We start from the raw sequence: 3142 nt of genomic DNA on the forward strand, positions 1-3142 counted from the left end.
GCTGGTCGAGGGCAAGGCGATCCAGATCCACCCGCTGGTCTGCACCGCGTTCAACGCGGACTTCGACGGCGACCAGATGGCGGTGCACCTGCCGCTGTCCGCCGAGGCGCAGGCCGAGGCGCGGATCCTGATGCTGTCCACGAACAACATCCTCAAGCCTGCCGACGGCAAGCCGGTGACCATGCCTACCCAGGACATGGTGATCGGGCTGTTCTGCCTGACGCGAGAGGACGAGGGCGTGATCGGCACCGGGCGCGCGTTCACCAGCCTGGCGGAGGCCCTGATGGCCTACGACAGGAACGAGCTCGACCTGCAGGCGCGGATCAAGATCCGGCTGGAGAGCGTCGTGCCGCCGCCGGGTACCGAGGTCCCCGAGGACTGGCAGGCTGGCCAGCCGCTGCGGATGGAGACCACGCTGGGCCGGTGCATCTTCAACGAGGCGCTGCCCGACGACTTCCCGTTCGTCAACTACGAGGTGGGCAAGAGGCAGCTCACCGGCATCGTCAACGCGCTCGCCGAGCAGTACCCGAAGGTCCACGTCGCCGAGGCGCTGGACAACCTCAAGGACGCAGGATTCCACTGGGCGACCCGCGCGGGCGTGACAATCGGAATCGAGGACGTTGTTGCCCCGCCGAACAAGGCGCAGATCCTGGAGAACTACGAGCGCCGCGCCGACAAGGTGCAGCGCGAGTACGATCGCGGCCTGATCACCGACGACGAGCGCCGTCAGGAGCTCATCGAGATCTGGACGCACGCGACCGCCGAGGTCGCCCAGGACATGGAGAACGCGTTCCCGGCCACCAACCCGGTGTGGATGATGGTCAACTCCGGCGCCCGCGGTAACCCGATGCAGGTCCGGCAGATCGCCGGCATGCGCGGGCTGGTGTCGAACCCGAAGGGTGAGACGATCCCGCGGCCGATCAAGTCCTCGTTCCGCGAGGGCCTGACCGTGCTGGAGTACTTCATCTCCACGCACGGCGCCCGCAAGGGCCTGGCCGACACCGCGCTGCGGACCGCGGACTCCGGGTACCTGACCCGGCGTCTGGTGGACGTGGCGCAGGACGTCATCGTCCGCGAGGAGGACTGCGGGACGGACCGCCGGTTCGTGATGCAGATCGCCGAGCGGGGCGCCGACGGCACCCTGCGGAAGCTGCCGAACGTCGAGAACACCGGCACCGGGCGTAGCCTCGCCGAGGACATCGAGGTGGATGGCACGGTTGTCGGTCAGGTCGGCGAGGACACCACAGACACGATGATCGACCGTCTCGTAGAGGCGGGCATCGAGCAGATCAGGGTGCACAACGTCCTGGTCTGCGAGGCGAAGATCGGTGTCTGCGCCAAGTGCTACGGCCGCTCGCTGGCTTCAGGCAAGCGGGTGGACGTGGGCGAGGCTGTCGGCATCGTGGCCGCGCAGTCCATCGGTGAGCCCGGTACCCAGCTGACCATGCGTACGTTCCACACCGGCGGTGTCGCCGGCGCGGACATCACGCACGGCCTGCCCCGTATCCAGGAGCTGTTCGAGGCCCGTATCCCCAAGGGCATGGCCCCGATCAGCGAGGTCGAGGGCCGGGTCAAGATCGAGGAGACGGAGAAGACCAGGAAGATCATCATCGTCCCCGACGATGGTGGCGAAGAGATCGCCTACCAGGTCCCGATGCGGTCCCGGCTGCTCGTGCAGGACGACGGGCGCGTCACGGTGGGCCAGCAGCTCATCGCCGGCGCCGTCAACCCGCACGAGGTGCTGCGCATCCTCGGCTCGCGCGCGGTGCAGCAGCACCTGGTGGCCGAGGTGCAGGAGGTCTACCGCTCCCAGGGCGTGTCGATCCACGACAAGCACATCGAGATCATCATCCGCCAGATGCTCAAGCGGGTGAACGTCCTGGAGTCCGGAGACACCGAGCTGCTCCCCGGCGAGCTCGTGGAGCGGCCGCGGTTCGAGAACATGAACCGCGCCGTGGTGAACGACGGCGGCACCCCGGCCTCTGGCCGCCCGGTGCTCATGGGTATCACCAAGGCGTCGCTGGCCACCGAGTCGTGGCTGTCGGCGGCCTCCTTCCAGGAGACCACGCGGGTGCTCACCGACGCGGCGATCCACGCCAAGTCGGACTCGCTGCTCGGCCTCAAGGAGAACGTGATCATCGGCAAGCTCATCCCGGCCGGCACCGGCATGCAGGTGTACCGGAACATCCGGGTCGAGCCCACCGACGACGCGCGCTCGTCCGCCTACCCGGCGGCGTCCTACCAGGAGGCGGACAACTACGCCTTCGGCCAGGGCTCCGGCGAGGCGGTGCCGCTTGAGGAGTACGACTTCGGCTCCTACAACCGGTAATGCCACTGCTGGGCGGCCGGTTCCCTTCCCTGGGAACCGGCCGCTCGCCGTGTGGCCGGTGTTCCCTGTTATCCCGAACGGGCCCGTGGTGTCTCCAGGCGCCGCGTTGCTCTGTCCATGATGGCGGTCGATGGGCCATCGTCCCCCTTCTATGGTGGTCGATGGCCCATCGACCCCCTTCGGGCGCGCGTTGCGGAATGAAATGGCGCGGGATCCTGTTAGCAACGGTGTCAGTTAGCGCGTAGGTCCGCGCGCGGCTCGGAGAGCGGTTAAAATAGCTCACGGAAAGCCGCGCGAACAGCCAGATCCAATTTGGCCAGCGGGCATACGGGTGGTACCTTTTACATTCGTGCCCGTGACCGTGCGGGTGCCTGCGTGCCAGCAGTCAGCGAGACGTGGTCCTTCGGACCGGATACGGGTGGCTGCGCGGCTGGCCGCGTGGACTCTTCCTCCGCAGTCCAGATTGATGTGGGCTGCCGACCCAAGGCGGTGTTGAGCCGTCGGCCAGAGGCCGACCGCGACACACCCGACCTCGGGGGTCGGAGGCGAGAGGAAAGCCGCAGGTCAAACGGGTGGAAAACGCCGGGAAACCGACGATTTCTAGTCTCGCTTGCGGGCCCATGGTCCGGGCGAGTACGCAGCGGACACAAGCTTTACACAGGAACACGACGGAAAAGACGGAGACTCGGTTGCCCACGATCCAGCAGCTGGTCCGCAAGGGCCGCCAGGACAAGGTAGCGAAGAACAAGACGCCGGCGCTCAAGGAGAGCCCGCAGCGCCGCGGCGTGTGCACGCGCGTCTACACGACGACGC

At 67.4% G+C, this 3142-nt stretch carries 1 protein-coding gene and 1 pseudogene; both read left to right on the forward strand.

The window, feature by feature from the left end:
- Positions 1–2329: DNA-directed RNA polymerase subunit beta' (rpoC, locus tag WA805_RS28345; RefSeq protein ID WP_424560033.1), on the forward strand; the 2329-nt coding region annotated here is incomplete at its 5' end.
- Positions 2330–3018: 689 nt separating this feature from the next.
- Positions 3019–3142: pseudogene (locus WA805_RS28350) on the forward strand (30S ribosomal protein S12); the annotation flags it as partial.

Origin of the sequence: Trebonia sp. (genome assembly GCF_049794275.1) — a bacterium.
Taxonomy (GTDB): domain Bacteria; phylum Actinomycetota; class Actinomycetes; order Streptosporangiales; family Streptosporangiaceae; genus Trebonia.